The sequence below is a fragment of the Pannonibacter phragmitetus genome, assembly GCF_050510895.1.
In the GTDB taxonomy this organism is placed as follows: domain Bacteria; phylum Pseudomonadota; class Alphaproteobacteria; order Rhizobiales; family Stappiaceae; genus Pannonibacter; species Pannonibacter phragmitetus_B.
This window is the reverse complement of the sequence record NZ_JBNINT010000001.1, coordinates 2,347,791-2,365,137: the sequence shown is the minus strand read 5'-3', so window position 1 is coordinate 2,365,137 and position 17,347 is coordinate 2,347,791. Positions and strand designations below refer to the sequence as shown.

At 60.7% G+C, this 17,347-nt stretch carries 15 protein-coding genes and 1 tRNA gene; 6 read left to right on the top strand and 10 right to left on the bottom strand.

The window, feature by feature from the left end:
* Positions 1–252: 252 nt before the first annotated feature.
* The 5 genes from ACQB61_RS11200 to ACQB61_RS11180 form a co-directional block, all read right to left on the bottom strand.
* Positions 253–329 (bottom strand) — tRNA-Pro (locus ACQB61_RS11200).
* Positions 320–1,627 carry an O-antigen ligase family protein gene (locus ACQB61_RS11195; protein ID WP_430512672.1) on the bottom strand — a complete coding sequence of 436 codons (1,308 nt, stop codon included), beginning with the start codon at positions 1,625–1,627 and terminating at the stop codon, positions 320–322. Before ACQB61_RS11195 ends, ACQB61_RS11200 begins: the two co-directional genes overlap by 10 nt.
* Positions 1,624–3,237 (bottom strand): undecaprenyl-phosphate glucose phosphotransferase, encoded by a 1,614-nt coding sequence (locus ACQB61_RS11190; RefSeq protein WP_430514352.1) that lies wholly within the window; start codon positions 3,235–3,237, stop codon positions 1,624–1,626. The genes ACQB61_RS11195 and ACQB61_RS11190 overlap by 4 nt, the downstream gene beginning before the upstream one ends.
* Positions 3,237–4,457, bottom strand: coding sequence for a glycosyltransferase family 4 protein (locus tag ACQB61_RS11185; protein WP_430512671.1), 1,221 nt, complete (start codon positions 4,455–4,457; stop codon positions 3,237–3,239). Before ACQB61_RS11185 ends, ACQB61_RS11190 begins: the two co-directional genes overlap by 1 nt.
* A gap of 103 nt (positions 4,458–4,560) precedes the next feature.
* On the bottom strand, positions 4,561–5,118 hold the full coding sequence (locus ACQB61_RS11180; RefSeq protein WP_430512670.1) for a polysaccharide biosynthesis/export family protein: 558 nt from the start codon (positions 5,116–5,118) through the stop codon (positions 4,561–4,563).
* Positions 5,119–5,311: 193 nt separating this feature from the next.
* On the opposite strand from ACQB61_RS11180, the gene ACQB61_RS11175 reads away from it, so the two are divergent.
* Positions 5,312–7,609 (top strand): succinoglycan transporter, encoded by a 2,298-nt coding sequence (locus ACQB61_RS11175; protein ID WP_430512669.1) that lies wholly within the window; start codon positions 5,312–5,314, stop codon positions 7,607–7,609.
* A 34-nt stretch (positions 7,610–7,643) separates the two neighbouring features.
* Here ACQB61_RS11175 and ACQB61_RS11170 read toward each other — a convergent pair whose 3' ends face one another.
* Positions 7,644–8,852, bottom strand: a complete 1,209-nt coding sequence (locus ACQB61_RS11170; RefSeq protein ID WP_430512668.1) for a GNAT family N-acetyltransferase — start codon at positions 8,850–8,852, stop codon at positions 7,644–7,646.
* A gap of 233 nt (positions 8,853–9,085) precedes the next feature.
* On the opposite strand from ACQB61_RS11170, the gene ACQB61_RS11165 reads away from it, so the two are divergent.
* Positions 9,086–10,072 (top strand): polysaccharide deacetylase family protein, encoded by a 987-nt coding sequence (locus ACQB61_RS11165; protein ID WP_430512667.1) that lies wholly within the window; start codon positions 9,086–9,088, stop codon positions 10,070–10,072.
* On the opposite strand, the gene ACQB61_RS11160 is transcribed toward ACQB61_RS11165, so the two are convergent.
* Positions 10,032–10,244, bottom strand: a complete 213-nt coding sequence (locus ACQB61_RS11160; protein ID WP_430512666.1) for a DUF2842 domain-containing protein — start codon at positions 10,242–10,244, stop codon at positions 10,032–10,034. The two genes, ACQB61_RS11165 and ACQB61_RS11160, sit on opposite strands and share 41 nt — an antisense overlap.
* A 157-nt stretch (positions 10,245–10,401) precedes the next feature.
* Here ACQB61_RS11160 and ACQB61_RS11155 point away from each other — a divergent pair, with 157 nt between their 5' ends.
* The gene (locus ACQB61_RS11155; protein WP_430512665.1) at positions 10,402–11,484 is read left to right on the top strand and encodes a COX15/CtaA family protein; all 1,083 of its coding nucleotides are present in this window, start codon (positions 10,402–10,404) and stop codon (positions 11,482–11,484) included.
* A gap of 138 nt (positions 11,485–11,622) precedes the next feature.
* Here the strand turns inward: ACQB61_RS11155 and ACQB61_RS11150 are convergent, their stop codons facing one another.
* The 3 genes from ACQB61_RS11150 to folE all read right to left on the bottom strand — a co-directional run bounded on the left by ACQB61_RS11150 (position 11,623) and on the right by folE (position 14,239).
* Positions 11,623–12,912 (bottom strand): O-acetylhomoserine aminocarboxypropyltransferase, encoded by a 1,290-nt coding sequence (locus ACQB61_RS11150; RefSeq protein ID WP_430512664.1) that lies wholly within the window; start codon positions 12,910–12,912, stop codon positions 11,623–11,625.
* A gap of 187 nt (positions 12,913–13,099) precedes the next feature.
* A complete protein-coding gene (gene hisI, locus ACQB61_RS11145) occupies positions 13,100–13,576 on the bottom strand; it encodes a phosphoribosyl-AMP cyclohydrolase (RefSeq protein ID WP_430512663.1) in 477 nt (158 codons plus the stop codon).
* A gap of 27 nt (positions 13,577–13,603) precedes the next feature.
* Positions 13,604–14,239, bottom strand: a complete 636-nt coding sequence (gene folE / locus ACQB61_RS11140; protein ID WP_055457000.1) for a GTP cyclohydrolase I FolE — start codon at positions 14,237–14,239, stop codon at positions 13,604–13,606.
* 271 nt (positions 14,240–14,510) lie between these two features.
* Here folE and ACQB61_RS11135 point away from each other — a divergent pair, with 271 nt between their 5' ends.
* The 3 genes from ACQB61_RS11135 (at position 14,511) to ACQB61_RS11125 (ending at position 17,271) form a co-directional block, all read left to right on the top strand.
* Positions 14,511–14,951: an iron-sulfur cluster assembly scaffold protein gene (locus tag ACQB61_RS11135; RefSeq protein WP_430512662.1), complete on the top strand. Its 441-nt coding sequence runs from the start codon at positions 14,511–14,513 to the stop codon at positions 14,949–14,951.
* Positions 14,952–15,054: 103 nt separating this feature from the next.
* Entirely contained in the window at positions 15,055–15,345 is a 291-nt protein-coding gene (gene yidD / locus ACQB61_RS11130) for a membrane protein insertion efficiency factor YidD (RefSeq protein ID WP_430514351.1), read from the top strand.
* Between the two features lie 252 nt (positions 15,346–15,597).
* Complete coding sequence (locus ACQB61_RS11125) at positions 15,598–17,271, top strand: methyl-accepting chemotaxis protein (protein WP_430512661.1); 1,674 nt, start codon at positions 15,598–15,600, stop codon at positions 17,269–17,271.
* The last annotated feature ends 76 nt before the right edge of the window (positions 17,272–17,347 follow it).

Genomic DNA, 17,347 nt, shown 5'->3' with positions numbered 1-17,347 from the left:
AAGCTCCGCACTCCCTCATGCCATCACTTGAGCATGGCCCCCGTTCCCTTGGCTTACAGGACGATGCAGCGTCGAGTACGGCGGAGAAACGCTTGTGCGCGTCGGTATGAGAGGACACGGCATGATCAGGTCATGCCATGACGAAAGCGCGTGGGCTTGACGCTTTGAAGCGCCTGTCCATCATCTCATCATGTCAGGAAAAATGTGTCGCCGGTGCCACTTGCCATGCTCCGCAGAGCTTTCGGCTTTAAGTGGTCGGGCAGGCCGGATTCGAACCGACGACCCCTTGACCCCCAGTCAAGTGCGCTACCAGGCTGCGCTACTGCCCGACGACAGGGCTCTCTCTATCTGCTTCCTTTGCCCGGCGCAAGACTTGCCTTGCATTCAAATCCACAGTCCGCTGTTTTTGCTCAAGCTTGTGGATGGCGATGAGCCCCCAGGCAACGCCGAGCAGCAGGAAATAGTGGCGCCAGTGGTCAATATCGATGATCACGCTCATCAAGGCGTGGCCTACGAGCACCGCAAAAACGCAGTGAGCAAAGCCCGTCCACGGCCTCTGGCGGAAGAGCAGGGGCACGAGAGCGGCAACTGTCCAGATGACGAGCAGAGGATAGACAACGCCGCCGAGCCAGCCATAGGAGGTGAAGGCCTTCAGATAGACGTTATGCTCGTCCTCAGGGAAATACTTGTTGAACTCCAGAGGCCCAAGACCGAAGGGGCGTTCCATCACCATCTCGAAGCCCATGCCATAGCGGGCAAAGCGGCCAAGACGGGCGCCGTCATAGTCCTGCACAAGTTTTGCCCGCTCGCTGAACATGGTGGCAACGCTGTCGATGGACAGGGCAGCGGTGAGGAGCAGCAGAACGGCAGCAAGGCCTGCAGCGCCTACCAGCACCAGCCGCAGCCGTTCCCGTGGGCGGCGCTCATGGATGAGACTGAGCAGGTAGACTATGATTCCAGACAGGGCCAGCAGGCCCCAGGCCCCGCGCGAGAAGCTGAGAAAGATGCCCAGCACGAGAACGGGCAGAATCAGCAAGGCGGCAGGGCTTGAGAAAAGCCCCCGCGTCAGCAGCTTGTGGACCAGAAGCACCGCGGGCAGCACCAGGAACGGACCGAAGACATTTGGATCCTGAAAGGTCCCGCGCGCCCGGCCATAGAGCGTGAAGACTTCGCTGCCGGGGAACAGCCGGAAATACGCCGCGATGCCTATGGATGCACAGAGAAGCGCACTTGCAAGATAGGCCCGCTCGATGAGGAACAGCCGTCCGGGATCGGCGCTGACAACGGCTGCATAGAAGATCGCCGTTGCAGCCAGAAAGCCGGAGACGGCCATGTACATGGCAGCGGTTGGCACATCCCGGGCAAAGGGCACCGCCATGGTACCGCCGGCCATGAAGAGGATGAGAAGCACTGTCAGCGGGCCGAACTCAGGCCGCAGGCGCAGCCCGAACAGGAGCCACAGCACCAGAAGCCCGGCCATGAAAAGCTCGTAGGGGGCAGGTTCCTCGATCACGAATCCGCCGAGGAACACAGCCACCCACAGGGCCGCCGCGCTGATGCGTGACACAGGGATCAGCAGCCTTCGGCCGCCGCCCTGATGTTCCGCAATGGCGGCCCCGGTGCTCAATAGGCGTTCTCCGTGTTCAGCAGCCGGATAGGGGTCAGGGCGAGAATCTTGATGTCGAACAGGATGGACCAGTTCTCGATGTAATAAAGATCGAACTCGACACGCTTCTGGATCTTCTCCGGCGTATCCACCTCACCGCGCCAGCCGTTGATCTGGGCCCAGCCGGTGACGCCTGGCTTCACCTTGTGGCGGGCGAAGTAGCCGTAGACCACTTCGTCCCATGTCTGGTCATTGGTGTGGGCATTGACCGCATGCGGACGCGGGCCAACGAGTGAGAGGGTGCCTGCCAGCACGTTGAAGAGCTGCGGCAGCTCGTCGATGGACGAGCGGCGGATGAAACGTCCCACCTTCGTCACGCGCGGATCGCCCTTGGTCACCACTTTTCTGGCTGCCGGATCGGCCATGTCATGAAACATCGAACGGAACTTCAGGACGTCGATGATCTCGTTGTTGAAGCCGTAGCGTTTCTGGCGGAACAGCACCGGACCGCGGCTGTCGAGCTTGATGGCAATGGCAGTCGCCAGCATGACCGGCGACAGAGCGACAATGGCAAGGCTTGCCACGACGATATCGAATGCGCGCTTGGCCACCATGTCCCAGTCGGTGATGGGCTTTTCGACCACATCGACGAAAGGTACAGCCCCGATGAAGGAGGAGGCACGGTTGCGGAAACGCATCTTGTCCGTGTGAGCGGAGAGACGGATGTCGATGGGCAGTACCCAGAGCTTGCGCAGGAGCTCTAGGACGCGCTTCTCGGCACGCAGCGGAATGCAGACGATCAGCATGTCGATGCGGGCGCGGCGGCCGAATTCCACCAGTGCATCAATGTTTCCAAGCTTCGGATAACCGGCCACCACTTCCGGCGAGCGGTCATTGGCGCGGTCATCGAAGATACCGCAGATGCGGATGTCATTGCCGCTCTGGCTTTCCAGCTCATGGATAAGATCTGCTGCGGCCTGGCCGCCGCCGACGATAACGGCACGCCGCTCAAGGCGGCCCGAGCGGATCCAGGAGCTGACCATCCTGGACAGGACGAGGCGGCTGACAACAAGGCCAACCAGACCCGAGGCATACCACAAACCTGCGGCCTGCGGCGCGATGTGGCGCGGCAGGTCCGTGGTGACGAAGGCAATGGCAAACACGGCCAGAACCAGCGTCCAGCCACCGGCAATGCGTCCGGTCTGGGCAAGACCCGACCGCAGGACGCGGACCTGATAGGCATCAAAGCCCTGAAAGAAGGCAAGGGTGAAGAAAAGCGCGGCCGCCACGGCGCCAAACGTGAGTGTCGTGAAGGGCGTGCCAGAAAAACTGAGACTTGCAAGCCCCGTCGCAGCGACGATGATGACATCGAGAAGCCGGACCGAACCTTCAAGAACTGGCTGGGAGATGCCGTCATTGCGCAGGCTACGGGCGATTTCTTCGGCCGCCGGCGAGAGCACTGTGCCAGAGCCGTTGCTGGCCGGAGCGGCGTCTCCGGTGGCATCCGTACGCCGCAGCTCTTCTGCGAGCCGCTTGCGCAGGCTCTCGGCATCATCTGAAGTTCTTGCCGTGCCTTCCAAAGGAGAGGCCAAGGCGTGGGACAAAGGAGGAGTCGTGAAATCGGTTGTCATCATGATCCCTGCTTGCTCGATCTCGCCAAAAACGATGCGCTTTGGGTGAGGGAGGAAGAGGCTTCCGTGCTTGTGACAGCGGGAATGCCAAGTAATTGATGATAAAAAGAAATGACAAGCTCACCCATACGCGGTGCGGTAAAGGTGCTCATAATGCTTTGCCGCACTTCAGCGGTCTGGGCGCGGGCCCGCTCCGGACTGGCCATGACAGCACGCATGGCGCTGGCAAGGCGGCTGCTGCTGCCGGAATCGACGAGGCGGTCTGCATGAACGCCAAAGATCTCGGGAATGCCACCGACCCGTGTCGCAACGATGGGCATACCCGCGCCGATGGCCTCAAGAACCACATAGGGCATGGCCTCTGCACGGGAGGGGACTACGACGCAGCGCCCCATCGCAAATGCGCGCCGCGCGGGCTGGGCGCCCGTGAAGGTGATGCAATCTGCCAGGCCCAGTTGGGCGGCTCTCGCCTCGAACTCGGCTTTCTGCGGGCCTTCCCCTGCGATGATTGCGGTGATTCTGCGCCCGGTCTGAAGTGTCAGATCGTAGATGGCATCAATGAACAGGTCGGTGCCCTTGAGTTGACGGAGCATGCCGACATAAACAAAGTCCGCAGCATTGGCCTGCTGGGCAACCGGCTCGAAATCCTCGCTGAGCAAGCCATTGTGGACGACCCTTGAGGGAACGCGCAGCGCGCCGATCTTGCTTTCATAGGCGGCTTTCTCGTAGTCGGCGACGAACAGCAATCCGTCGGTGAAGCTGTTCTGAAGGCGCTCGATGGCATGATAGATCCGCCCTTCAAACCTGTTCGGATCGTAGTGGAGACTGCCGCCATGCGGGGAGTAGACCCGCACCGGGCGCCGTTTACGCCCACGCAGCAACGAACCGATCAGCCGCACATAAGCCCCGCCCTTCGCACCATGCCCGTGCAGCACATCCGGCGCGAGTGCACGCACGCTGCCATAGAGGTGGGCTGCTGCTGCGATATCCTGAATGGTGAGGTGCCGCCGCATGGCAAAACGGGTGACGCCAAGTGCAAGATGCGGGCGAATCTTGTCGAGAATGGAAAGGTCAAAGGCGGAGCCGGTGGAGGAATCGCAGACGAGTCCAACCTCATGGCCAGCTGCGGCCTGGGCTTTGGCCAGATCGTGAATGTGCCGGATCGTTCCCCCGATCGGAGACCGGAGGCAATGCACGATCCGCAGCGGCTGCGAATTCATCTGAAACTCCCTGACCTCACACGGGCTCTCTTTACGGAACTCTCGTGTGGACAGGAAGTAAGCTAGACGAAAGGGGTGATTTCCAGGTTAATCCGCACCCGCCTCAGAACAATCTTTCGCGGACATGGATTGTGTCGCCCGGACGCACCGGATCGGTGATGGGAACGCGGCCGTTGAGGATTTCGCCATTGATCTGGCGGGTCAGATCTGCGCTGGCCTGTTCCGCCCGGGCAGAGAAGCCGCCGGCGGTCGCAATTGCGTTCTGTACCGTCATCCCGGGGACATAGGCGTATTGGCCGGCTGCCTGTACTTCGCCCATGACGAAGATGGGGCGGTACTGGTCCACCTCGACCGAGACATTCGGATCGCGCAGGAAACCCTTGCGCAGTGAGGCTTCAATGGCCTTGGCAAGTTCTTGCTGTGTCTTGCCTCGGGCAGGGACGGAGCCGATCAGAGGCATCGAGATATAACCAGCCTGATCAACCACATAGGTGTTGGACAGATCATTCTGGCCAAAGACGATGATGCGCAGGCGGTCGCTGGAGTCGAGCCTGTAAGGCTGGGTCAGAATCTCGTGAAAGGCAGAGGGCGGGCGCTTGTAGCCGGTGCACCCGGCAAGGGTGATGGCTATTGCAAAAGCTGCGAACAGGCGCGCGTACATGACTTACTCCAGGCTGACACAGAGGCACATTCGCAAAACGTAGTTAATGGCACGTGAACGTATAACGGGCGGAGAGTGATGATTAACTTTAATTTATAAAGGTTAATATCTGTTTAGGGTGGATGTGGCGTTGCTTAATGGTTCACTTACCATGTTTTGCCATTGTCGCTCTAACAAGCGTGGAGTGAGTTGTATGGGCGGGTCTAAGGACATCTATCAGCCGCAGGATTTGGCGCTGGATCTCGGCGGCCTGCTGCGTGCTATCGCCCGGTCCTTGCGCTGGCTGCTCCCGCTGACGCTGATTGTGGCGGCGCTTGTCTTTGCCGGTTTGCAGTTCGTTCCCGAAAAATTCAAGGGCGAGGCGAGGGTCCTTATTGAAACAGCGGATGCTCTGTTTCCCGGTGCTGCGCGAGGCGCGGAAGACGAGCGCGCATTGCTGGACAGCCAGGGCGTTGCCAGTCAGGTTCAGCTGCTGACCTCCGTTGATCTTGCCCGCCGCGTTGCGCAACGGATGAATCTTGCCTCCGTGCCTGAGTTCAAGGCCGAGACGCAGGGCGGAACCTTGCAGCAGCTGCTGATCAGCATCGGTCTGTCTCCCAGCCCGTCGCGTATTTCTGCCGAAGAGCTTCTGCTCCGCCATTTTGCCCGCAATCTGGATGTCTACCGGGTTGAAGGCTCGCGGGTGATCGCAGTCGAATACTCGGCCAAGAGTGCTGTTCTTGCGGCAGAGATCGCCAATGCTGTGGTGGACGAGTATTTGCAGATGCAGTCTGCCGCCAAGCGGGAAAGCCGCGCCGCTGCAGCTTCTGCATTGGAGCCGCAGATCCGCCGTCTGACCCAAGAGGTACAGACCGCACGCAAGGCGGTGGAGGACTTCCGTGCAAAGGCTGATCTGCTGACTGGCGCAGGCGACCGCACGCTCAATGAACTGCAGCTGTCCGAGATCAGCTCCCAGCAGTCTTCTGCTCAGGCAGCCGAAGCCGAGGCTGCGGCCAAGGCCGCGCAACTGCGCAGGCTGCTGGACACCGGGGGCTCGCTGGAAGGGGCGAGCGAGGTGCTCAGTTCCGGCCTGATCCAGCGTCTGCGGGAACGGCAGGTGGAAATGCAGTCTCGGATTGCCGAACTCTCCACGACACTTTTGCCCGGTCATCCGCAGATCCGCGCCCTGACCTCGCAACTCGCTGACTATGACGCGCAGATCCGCTCCGAGGCGCGCAAGATTTTGACAGGTCTGGAAAATGATGCGGCCGTTGCGAAGCAGCAGGCTGCAGCCTTGAGGGACCGGGTTGAGGAGCTCAAGACCGCAGCTGCGCGTTCCAGCGCCGATCAGGTGCGCCTGCGCGAACTGGAGCGCGAGGCTGACGCACGGGCGGTGCAGCTTGACGCGCTCATGGCGAGTTACCGCAACGCGGACACGGGCCGCAATGCAGAGACCCTCCCGGCCGACGCCCGCGTGATTTCGCGGGCCGGCGTGCCCATCGAGCCCTACTCGCCGAAGATCGGGTTGTTCACCTTCATCTCTGCTCTCGCCACGTTCCTGGTGGGCTGTGCGATTGTCATCCTGCGTGAGTTTCTCTCCGGCGAAGCGCTCAAGCCCGTGAACGAAGCCGAAGCCTACACCGCGCCGGTGATTCTGCGCGGTCCCGAGGCCCATCCGGACGATCTGCAGCCGGAGACGGAAACTGCCAAAGAGGTTCGGGAGAGGGTGAAGGCAGAACAGGCAGAGGAAGCCGAAGACGAAGACGCCGATTATCCTGCTGAAACCGCTTCAGATAAGCGGATGATGACATTTCTGCCGGACGGAGAAGATCAGGGTAGTGATGCCAGTGATGCTGATGGTGAGAGAGCCCGACAGGCCGATGCGGCTGACAGTCTACGCGCTGCCGCCAGTGCGGCAGCCCTTGCCTCAACACCCGTCATGGACGAGCCAGACCCAGCTGCTGAGGATGAAGCCGGCGAAACACCGCCGCGCCGTGTTGCCGTTGTTGCGCTGACCGATGCCGGGCTTTCTCATGACTTCGCCTTCCGTCTGGTCAGGGATCTGGCGGGGCACGAAGATGAGCGCGCGTTGCTGGTCGAGGTTTTTCCGGAAAGCGAAGATCCAGGTGCTGCTCCTGGTTTCGCCGATCTGGTCTTCGGCAAGGCGTCTTTCTCGTCGGTCATCTATCGCGATGCCGGATCACGCGCGCATATTATCGAGGCGGGACGCCCGGCTCTGAGTGATGACGTGGTCGATGAACGTTTCCCGCTGGTGCTGGACGCCATTGATGCGACCTATGACAGGATCGTTGTTGACCTCGGCAAGTTTACCGAAACGGCGGCGGCTGCTCACATGCTCGGCTTTGCAGATGAGGTGGTGGTGACTGTTCCTGCGGACATTCAGCCACGTGTTCTGGCCGAACGGCTGGATCTGATCGCCTCACAGACGGACGCTGACGTTATCGTGAAGCGTATCCGCCAGCGTAAGGGGTCAGGAGAAGCCGCAGCCTGACACGCCTTCCGGTCAGGGGAACGGTTGCGGACTGTCAGCCTTTCTGGCGGCGGAGCCTTGCTGCAAATCTGCGGACAGTACGAACGCCGGTCCAAAGCGCAGGGGTCTGGCGCAGCCCTCTCAACAGCGTGCGCCTGGCAGTCAGCAAGAGCCTGATCAAGTGTCCGCGCATTTCCACTGCCAGAGCAAGATCACGCAGCGGCTCGGGCCGTGTCCAGGTGTGTTTGTAGCGCTCGTCTCCAAGGCCGAGGTCGAGCGTCCGGATGGCTTGATCTTCGCAGCACGCCTCAATGAGGCTTGAGAGAAGAACGATGCCGGGACTGAATTGGGAGTGGCTGCCCACGCCGATGCTGTTGGCATAGGCGTAACAGGTGGTGCCGGAGCGGCCCGAAAGATAGGCCGCAAGGACATCGCCTTCTGCCTCCAGCACCTGGATCTGCAGTGCCGGGCAGGGGCTTCCTGCGCCTTCCAGAAGCAGCTTGCGCAGGAATGCCCGTTGGCCGGGGGCGGAAAAGCCACTGGGAATGCCGGTTTGGCGGGCACGCTCCTGCCGCTGGGCGATCAGGGTGTCGAGCCCCGCCTCAATCTCCGCAGCCCTGTCCAGTGTGCGGATGCGGTAGCCCGGCAGCGCTTCCAGTGCCTTCTGCTTGCGGGCTTCTTTCTTGCGGCTGTCTTTTGACTGCAGGCGCATCCGCAGTGCTGCAAAAGGCTCCGACACCGTACCACGGAAGACGGCATCCTTGGCAGGCGTGCCGGATTGGGCGAGCGGATGCGGGCGGCCCTCCCAGCTTGCCGGAATGTTGCGCAGGTCAACCAGACTTGCTCCAGCCTCGCGTGCTGTTCTCACCAAAAGACGGGACAGCTCGACCGGATCAGCTGCAGCATAGGCATCAGCCCTCCACAGGCCGGTATTCTGGTTGCCATGCTGCCAGCCCATCCACTCCAGCACTGTGGTACCGCCGCGTCTGTTGAGGGCGAGCGGCAGGATCATCGCGGGCCCTGCCGCGTCTTCGCAGATGATGATCAGAGGCCGCACCCCCAAGGCGCTGCCTAGGTGCACATGCCAGGCCTCAAGCCAGTCGAAACGCTGATAGTGGCCATAGATCCCGGACGCCTGAAGTCTCAGCCAGGGGCTGCGGGCGTCTCCAAGATTCTGAAGAATGGTTATGTCCGGTGAGCTCGCGGGCGCAGGCAACGGTCCAGCCGGCAAGGTGCTGGGCACAGTCCGTTCAATGGTTTTCACTGCTGTTCCGGCTGACCGGTGCATCTCCATCGGCCCTATGTCTGCGTCAAGTTGCTTGAGCCGTAGCATTGCACCAAAGGCTGAAAAAGTGTACCAAGGGCCGAAAGGCCGAGGCGGCCGGGAGAATGGCAACGGGAATGAGCCAGCGGCGGCAGTTATTCGACACAGGTTTCTGGCTGCTTCGCCGCAGCAGGCTTGGCCGTGTGTTGGCCCCCTTCACTCAAGGGTGTGGCTTGATCTTCACCCTGCACCGGGTGCGCCCAGCCAGTCAGAACCCGTTCCAGCCGAACCGTCATCTCGAGATTACTCCCGAATTTCTCACTCAGGTGATCGAACGGGTTCGCTCCCGCGGCTACAAGTTCGTGTCCATGGAAGAAGCTGTCGACCGGTTGAAGCTGTGTTTCGGGCAGGAGCGTTACGCGGTTCTGAGCTTTGATGATGGCTACCGGGACAACCTGACGGTGGCCTATCCGCTGCTCAAGCAAATGGGAGTTCCCTTCACCCTGTTTCTGACATCGGGCTTTCTTGACCGGACTTCAGAGCTGTGGTGGATCGCGCTAGAGCGGATGATTGCCGCCCAGGAGGTGCTGCATTTTGCCGCCAAGGGAGAGGCCTCGCTCATTCCCTGCGCCACTCTGGAGGAAAAGCAGGCCTGCTACGCGGCGCTTCTGCAACTTCTGACGGAGGAGCTGGATGAAGCTGGCCAGCGGTCCATGGTGCGCGAGCTTTGCGCGCTGAACGGCTTTGATCTCGAGGCACTGGCCGATGAGGAGATGCTGAGCTGGAACGAAGCGCGCAGTCTGGCACGTGACCCGCTGGTGAGCATTGGCGCCCACACGCATGATCATCACGCGCTGGCACGCTTGCCTGAAGCGGAGGCCGGGGCAGACATCCGCCGGGGAATTGAGCGGATTGAGGATGAACTTGGCCGCAGACCCGCCTTCACGGCCTATCCTTATGGAGGCGCCGAGACCTGTGGCATGCGTGAGGCGGCGATGGCTGCCGCCGCCGGCCTCAGGGCCGGAGTCACGACTGTTCCGGGTGTGCTCAAGTCCATTCACGCGCGCCAGCCCATGCTGCTGCCGCGCGTTTCTCTCAATGGGCATTTTCAGGGGCCGGAAGTGATCGACGAGTATCTGACCGGCGCACCTTTTGCCCTTTACGGGGCGTTCCGGCGGGTCAGCCGGGCTTTTTCCCGCCGCGCTCCATCCACCAGATGATTGCGCCAGCCGGAATGACCCAGACCAGCCCGGCGATGACAAAATAGATCATGCGCACCGTGTTGGACGACTGCTGCAGCGTCATGTCGCCAATGACCATGGCTGTGAGCGCATAGACGATCACAAAGATCACCAGCAGCACCATGCCGATGAATTTCCGAAATGAAGGCATGGACCGATTTCTCCTCTGGCCTGCGTCTGCGTGGTCCTTGCGGCAATTGCAGGGAGCGTCGCAATGTCGCAATAAGGAAAACCCCGCAGGCCGCAGCTTGCTCTCCTCAGGGCGGACCTATATCCCAAGCGGTCAAAGGTCAAATCCGGAAGGCGACATGTCCACTTCACAGACGGTATCAACCCTTGCGCAGCCGGGATCGCCGACCGCGCGCCACCGCACCCAGATCCGCATCTGGCTCTATGGTATCTGCCTCTTGATCCTCGCCATGGTCGTTGTCGGCGGTGCCACGCGGCTGACCGAGTCTGGCTTGTCGATCACCGAATGGAAGCCCATTCACGGCATGATTCCTCCGCTCAGCGAAGCGGAATGGCTGGAGGAGTTCGACAAGTACCGCCAGATTCCCCAGTATCAGCTCATCAACAAGGGCATGAGCCTTGAGGAGTTCCAGTTCATTTTCTGGTGGGAATGGGCACACCGGCAGCTTGGCCGCTTCATCGGTGTGGCCTTTGCGCTGCCGCTGGTCTTCTTCTGGGCCAGCGGACGGATCGAAGGGTGGCTGAAGCCCTGGCTGGTGCTGGGTCTGGCTCTGGGCGGGCTTCAGGGAGCTGTCGGCTGGTGGATGGTAGCCTCCGGCCTCGTCGAGCGCACCGATGTCAGCCAATACCGGCTGGCCACCCACCTCACGCTCGCCTGCATCATCTTTGCCTATATCTTCTGGCTGGCGCGCAGGCTCGCTCCGCATACGGAGGCGACGCCTCAGGATGGCCGGAAGCTGGCCCGCTTCGGACGCGTTGTCATCGGCCTCGTCTTCCTTCAGATCTTTCTGGGCGGCCTCGTCGCGGGGCTCAATGCCGGGCTCACCTTCAACACCTGGCCGTTGATGGATGGACAGATCATTCCAGGCGGCCTGCTCGTCATGGACCCGGCCTGGCGGAACTTCTTCGAGAATGTCATGACCGTGCAGTTCCAGCATCGTCTGGGTGCCTATGTGCTGGTGCTGGCCGTGGTGTCGCTGGTGGCCATGACGCTGCGGACAAACGCCCACAAGGGCCTGCGCGGCACCGCGCTTCTGCTCGGCCTCGCCGTGCTGCTGCAGGCAGCCATCGGCATTGCCACGCTGCTGTTGCATGTGAAGCTGGATGTGGCGCTGACCCATCAGGCCATGGCGGTGATCGTGCTTGGGCTCTCGGTCGAGTACCTTGTTCGCCTGAAGGGTGAGGCGCCGGTCCGCAGCTGAATCAGTTTGTTTGAATCAAGGTGCGAAGCAGCTGAATCAGTGCCGCACCTTCTTCGCCCAAATGATTCTTTTCAAACACAAAACCCCGCCGGAGCAATCCGGCGGGGTTTTCACTTTGTGCTTCAACCAGCCTGAGGGTCAGCCTGGCAGCTTGGCGAGGGCTTGCTCAAGATCGGCGATGATGTCGCTCGCGTCTTCGATGCCAATGGACAGGCGCACCACATCCGGGCCGGCACCGGCGCGGGTCTTCTGCTCGTCGGAGAGCTGGCGGTGGGTGGTGGAGGCCGGGTGGATGATCAGGCTGCGGGTGTCGCCGATGTTGGCAAGGTGCGAGAACAGCTCCACGCTGGAAACAAGGGCAACGCCCGCGTCATAGCCGCCCTTGACGCCGAAGGTGAAGACGGCACCTGCGCCCTTGGGGCAGTACTTCTGCTGCAGCGCATGACCCGCATCACCCGGCAGGGCGGCGTAGGATACCCATGCCACCTTCGGATGGTTCGACAGGAACTCGGCCACCTTCAGCGCATTGTCGCAGTGGCGCTGCATGCGCAGCGGCAGGGTTTCGATGCCGGTCAGGATCATGAAGGCATTGAAGGGCGAGATGGCGGGGCCGAGGTCGCGCAGGCCAAGCACGCGGCAGGCGATGGCGAAGGCGAAGTTGCCGAAGGTCTCGTGCAGCACCATGCCCTGATACTCCGGGCGCGGCGTGGAAAGCAGCGGGTAGCGGCCGCTGGCCGACCAGTTGAACGTGCCCGCATCCACGATGATGCCGCCCATGGAATTGCCATGGCCGCCCATGAACTTGGTCAGCGAGTGCAGCACCACATCGGCGCCATGTTCGATCGGACGGCAGAGGTAAGGAGTCGCCAGCGTGTTGTCGACGATGAGCGGCACGCCCTTCTTCTTGGCGATGGCCGAGATGCCTGCAATGTCGGTGACGATGCCACCGGGGTTGGCAAGGCTCTCGATGAAGATGGCCTTGGTGGTGCCGTCAACGGCTGACTCAAAGGCGGCCAGATCAGACGGATCCGCCCAGATGACGTTCCAGCCGAAGCTCTTGAAGGAGTGGTTGAGCTGGTTGATCGAGCCGCCGTAGAGCTTGGTGGAGGCAACGATGCTGTCGCCCGGCGTCATGATCGTGTGGAAGGCGAGAAGCTGGGCCGCATGGCCGGAAGCGACGGCCAGCGCTGCGGTGCCGCCCTCAAGGGCTGCAACCCGCTCTTCCAGAACGGCGGTCGTCGGGTTGGTGATGCGGGTGTAGATGTTGCCGAAGGCCTGAAGGCCGAAGAGCGAGGCGGCATGATCCACGTCGTTGAAGACGAAAGAGGCCGTCTGATAGATCGGCGTCACGCGCGCGCCGGTGGCCGGATCGGGCTGTGCGCCCGCATGAATGGCCAGCGTCGAGAAGCCGGGTGTACCTGCAGTCATTCCATCCTCCCAGGAGTTATTCAGTCGGTTTGCCTCTTGCAAGGCTCGATCCGGCGCGCAGTGTGCCCGCGCCGGAGCAGAAGGTCAAAGACGGTATTTGCGGTGCAAGTGCCCGCCGGAGAAAGGATTTGCGCCGGGGCGGGAAAAGCCCTTGCGTCAGCTTTCACGCGCACGCGCTTTTCGCAAACTATCCGTGATTATGCCCGCAGCCGGAGTGGCCGTAGACATCGGCCGGGTCATAGACCTTGCTGTCTTCCATCAGGCGCAGGGAGACAGAGCCATCGTCATGGCGGGTGAGGGCGCGGTGGAAGCAGGAGCGGTAGCCGGTGTGGCAGGTGGCGCCATTGCCTTCCACATCCACGATCAGCCATATGGCGTCCTGATCGCAATCGGTGCGGATCTCGCGCACCTTCTGCACCTGGCCCGAGGTGCCGCCCTTCTTCCAGTACTTCTGCCGGGAGCGGCTCCAGTACCAGGCTTCGCCCGTGTCGATGGTGCGGCGCAGGCTTTCGGCGTTCATGTAGCCGACCATAAGCAGATCGCCGCGCGTGGCATCTGTTACCACGGCGGCGATCAGGCCGTTTTCGTCAAATTTGGGCTGGAACGACAGACCGTTCTCGATGTCGCTCTTCGATCCGCGCGGATCAAATCCGGTCTTGTTCACGTCAACTCTCCGCCGGGTGGGCGGAGATTAACGGTCTCCGCCGCGAATGAAGGTCATGAAGCGGGCCTGTTCAGCCGGATCGTCCTGGAAGACGCCGGTGAACTGGGTCGTGATCGTGGACACGCCCGCCTTCTGCACGCCGCGCATGGTCATGCACTGATGCTCGGCTTCGAGCATCACCGCGATGCCGCGCGGCGCCAGATGCTCGTCAATGGAGGAGACGATCTGCGAGGTCAAGTTCTCCTGCGTCTGAAGCCGGTTGGCATAGATATCGACGACGCGCGCGAGCTTCGACAGGCCAACCACACCACCGGACGGATAGTAGGCGATGTACGCCTTGCCGATGAACGGCAGCATGTGATGCTCGCAGTGGGAATGGAACGGGATGCCACGGACCATGATCATGTCCTCGTAGCCGCCCACATCCTCAAACGTGCGCTCCAGATGCGCCTTCGGGTCTTCGGCATAGCCGCTGTAGAGTTCGGCGAAAGACTTCACGACGCGCTTGGGCGTGTCGAGCAGGCCCTCGCGTTCCGGGTCTTCGCCGATATAGGCGAGAAGGGTACGGACAGCGGCCTCGGCTTGCTCGCGGCTCGGACGCGCGATCTCGTGCGGTGCGCGGCGTGGGGCCTTTTCGTCAGCAGGCTTCAAGATGGCGTCCATTGGTTTGATCCTTGAGACTGTGGATGAACAGCCAATCTTACGTTGCCTTGACTGCTCCGGATCACGGCAGGGGGAATTTGCCGCAAACCTCTCACACCTGCTCCTGCGGTTTCAGCCTGGGGCTGAACAGAAGCAAGTCTTGCTCTATATAGGAAGAAGGCTCGCGCCGCAAAGCGCCCAATGTTCTGATTCCGTCTTTTGCCGTCATACGCCGCCCATGACCGGGTGCAGGCAGCAAGACACGGACCGCTGTCATGAGGATATGGCACGCATGCTTGATGACATCTACAACACCCGCATCCTTGAGCTGGCGGGGAATATTCCGCACCTCGGACGGCTTGCTGCGCCCGATGCGAGCGCCAAGGCACATTCCCGCCTGTGCGGCTCGACCGTAACCATCGACCTGGTGGTGCGCGATGGCAAGGTGAGTGAGTTTGGCCATGACGTGAAAGCCTGTGCCCTTGGCCAGGCCTCGTCTTCGCTCATGGCGCGGCATATCATCGGCTGCACGCCGCAGGAGCTGCGCGAGCTGCGCCGCACCGTAACAGCCATGCTGAAGGAAAACGGTCCGGCCCCTGAGGGCAAGTTCGAGGAGTTCCGCTTTCTGGAGCCCGTACGCGACTACAAGGCGCGCCATGCTTCCACGCTGCTGACTTTTGACGCCGTTGTCGATGCGCTCGACCAGATCGAGGCAAAGGCGCCTGCGGCCTGAGCGGGCCGGCGTGTGGAGTTTGTTCAATGTGCGGCAAGTGCGGCAAGAACAGCGTTGAGGGGAGGCGAGGTGTGAGTCTGCGTCCGCGTTTCCGCCGCGCCGCCTGTCTCCTGCTGCCCATGCCGCTCTTGGCCTGATCTGGGTCTACCGGCATACGCTTTCGATGTTCATGGGCCGTGGCTGCCGCTATGCGCCGACGTGCTCCGAATATACCAGCGAAGCCATCCGCCGTTTCGGTTTCTGGGGTGGCGGCTGGCTTGGCCTTTCCCGCATTCTGCGCTGCAATCCGATGGGTGCTTCCGGCTATGACCCGGTGCCGGAAACGCTGAGCCCCTCCGCTCGCTGGTACGTGCCTTGGCGCTATGGGTGCTGGTCCGGGAAAAATATTACGTAGTAGCACTTAGCTTGCCGGAATCTCCCTCGAAACATTGTTAAAAGTAACATGGGAAACGCTTGAAAAAAGTAATCTATGGTTGAGTTCGTCAATTTTACTTTATTGTGGCGTATATTCTGCGTTGCACTTCCAAGAAAATAAACCATAAGATCGGCGGTTAAGAATAGTTAATATTTCAAATGCGATGAAATTCAATGGTTCTTAACGATTTAACTCCAGTTAACTCTAGGTTATTTTACTTGGGGTGTAAAAATGAGCTTGAAGACGCTCTTGATCTCATTCACGGCGGGACTGCTTGCAGCCGTGGCGGCTCTAGTCTGGGCCGGTCTGGCCGGGCTAGCGACACTGAACGACAGTACTGACGACTTGGGCCGCAACTGGCTTCCAAGTGTTGCCGTCGTCAACAGCATTAATACAGCGACGTCAGATTTCCGAATTTACCAGGCCGAACACATCACCTCTCTTGATGAGGCCTCGATGAAGTCCGCCGAGGCGTCTCTTGATAGCATTAGAACAGCTATAGCAAACAGCTCCAGGGAATATGAGAAGTTGATCTCCTCTCCCGAAGAGCAGAAGATCTATGACAAGTTCAAGGCTGTTTGGCAGGCTTATCTAAAGCGCAGTGACGAGGTGATTAATCTGTCCCGCCAGAACAAGAATGAAGAAGCGGCTAATCTCCTGCGGACCGAGTTGCGCACTTCATTCGACGAACTGTCCGGTGATCTCGTCCAGTTAATTGATATCAATCAGCGTGGATCGGCTGCTTCTGTCGTTCAGGGCGAAGAAGCTTATGTCAAATCCTTCTGGGTATTTGCTGTCACGGCTGTTGTCGCTGGTCTTATTGGGCTGGCCTATATCTACTACATTGTTGCCAACGTGACGCGCAACATCGTGGGTATATCCAGCGCCATGAGCCGGATCGCAAGCGGAGACTTTGCAACCGTCATTCCTTGTGCCGGCCGTAAGAACGAGCTTGGCGACATGGCGGGAACGCTCGAGAAATTCCGCGACAGCCTGCAGGACAACGAGCGTCTGCGCGCGGAGCAGGCCGAAGTTGAAGCCCAGAATGCTCAGCGCATGATCAACGAGCGCCGTGCGATGGCTGATCAGTTCGAAGCGACGATGGGGCAGTTGGTTCAATCTCTTGTCCGTGCTTCAGGTGAAGTTGCCAGTGCGGCTGAGGGACTGTCGGCGAATGCTGAGGAGACGTCCCGGCAGGCTCAGGCTGTCTCTGGAGCGGCGGAAGAAGCTTCGACCAATGTTCAGACGGTTGCGGCCGGTGCCGAGGAACTTTCGGCCTCCATCAACGAGATCTCCTCTCAGGTGGAGAGATCGGCGGCCATCTCCAAGGAAGCAGCAAACACGGCTGAGATGACGAGCCGTCACGTCAACTCTCTTTCTGATGCTGCCCAGAAGATTGGTGAGGTGGTCGAGTTGATCACCACGATCGCCGAACAGACAAACCTTCTGGCGCTGAATGCGACCATCGAGGCCGCACGTGCCGGTGAAGCAGGCAAGGGCTTCGCCGTTGTGGCCGCCGAGGTCAAGGGGCTGGCAAGCCAGACCGCCAAAGCAACGGAAGAAATTTCCGGCAAGATTGCGGAAATTCAGGCCGCGACCAAGACGACTGTTGGCTCAATTTCGCAGATCGTCAGCACCATCAACACCATCCAGGATGCGGCACAGGCCATCTCGGCCGCCGTCGATCAGCAGGGAGCTGCGACATCCGAGATTGCAACGAACATCAACCGCGCTGCATCTGGCGCCAATGAGGTGACGCAGAACATCTCGGGCGTCGGCACCGCAGCGGAGATGACTGGTGCCGCGTCCACGCAGCTGATGAGCCTTTCCGGTACGCTGTCTGGACAGTCCCGGACCCTCGAGCAGGAAGTCACGCAATTCCTGCGGACGCTCAGAGCGGCCTGATCTGCCGGTCTCATAACCGGAAGCGATGCAACGGGCTGGTCCGCAAGGACCAGCCCGTTCGTTTTTGTTCAGGCTT

Bases quoted from the DNA above. Each gene is read 5' to 3' on its own strand.
- ACQB61_RS11190 (WP_430514352.1), bottom strand. From the start codon at position 3,237: ATGACAACCGATTTCACGACTCCTCCTTTGTCCCACGCCTTGGCCTCT.
- ACQB61_RS11185 (WP_430512671.1), bottom strand. From the start codon at position 4,457: ATGAATTCGCAGCCGCTGCGGATCGTGCATTGCCTCCGGTCTCCGATC.
- ACQB61_RS11180 (WP_430512670.1), bottom strand. From the start codon at position 5,118: ATGTACGCGCGCCTGTTCGCAGCTTTTGCAATAGCCATCACCCTTGCC.
- ACQB61_RS11175 (WP_430512669.1), top strand. From the start codon at position 5,312: ATGGGCGGGTCTAAGGACATCTATCAGCCGCAGGATTTGGCGCTGGAT.
- ACQB61_RS11160 (WP_430512666.1), bottom strand. From the start codon at position 10,244: ATGCCTTCATTTCGGAAATTCATCGGCATGGTGCTGCTGGTGATCTTT.
- ACQB61_RS11155 (WP_430512665.1), top strand. From the start codon at position 10,402: ATGTCCACTTCACAGACGGTATCAACCCTTGCGCAGCCGGGATCGCCG.
- ACQB61_RS11150 (WP_430512664.1), bottom strand. From the start codon at position 12,912: ATGACTGCAGGTACACCCGGCTTCTCGACGCTGGCCATTCATGCGGGC.
- folE (WP_055457000.1), bottom strand. From the start codon at position 14,239: ATGGACGCCATCTTGAAGCCTGCTGACGAAAAGGCCCCACGCCGCGCA.
- ACQB61_RS11135 (WP_430512662.1), top strand. From the start codon at position 14,511: ATGCTTGATGACATCTACAACACCCGCATCCTTGAGCTGGCGGGGAAT.
- ACQB61_RS11125 (WP_430512661.1), top strand. From the start codon at position 15,598: ATGAGCTTGAAGACGCTCTTGATCTCATTCACGGCGGGACTGCTTGCA.